This window comes from Bacillus sp. LR--39 (assembly GCF_053613335.1).
In genome coordinates, this window is sequence record NZ_JBSIOT010001656.1 from 1 (window position 1) to 509 (window position 509).

The 509-nt window shown below is 49.5% G+C and carries 1 pseudogene; it reads right to left on the minus strand.

The features are described 5' to 3' along the window. A pseudogene (locus ACWHAR_RS32345) lies at positions 1-509 on the minus strand (cytosine permease); the annotation flags it as partial.

Below are 509 nucleotides of genomic sequence, written 5' to 3' on the forward strand. Positions count from 1 at the left end.
ATAGCCTTTATAATACATATACTGTCCTTTTGCGGAATAGAGATCTTCGAGGCAGAGGGTGCGCTTCCGGATGATGAAATAATCGGCGAGTATAACGCCTGCGACCGGGCCCAATATTCCGCCGATCGTGCCGAGAAACGAAAACACACTCGCTTCATTCTCCATCAGCTTCCATGGAAAAGTGAACAGGGCCAAAACTGCTGTCAAATAGCTGCCTCGCTTGAAATCGATGTATTTCGGCAAAAAATTGGCCAGATCATAGGCAGGCGAGACAATATTTGCCGCAACGTTTACCGAAATGGCGGCGATGCAAAGCGTAATGACCGAAAGAGCGATCACGTACGGATTGTCAAAATGGGCGAGAATATCGACCACGTCCCAAATCGGCTCCCCGAAGGCAGCCTGTGAGCCGGAGGTGACGGTGATGCTTGCAGAACGAATGTGCCCGGCAAACCGTAAAACTGTCCTCTGATTTGTTCTTTTTGGGAGGCTGCAAACCTCGTAAAATC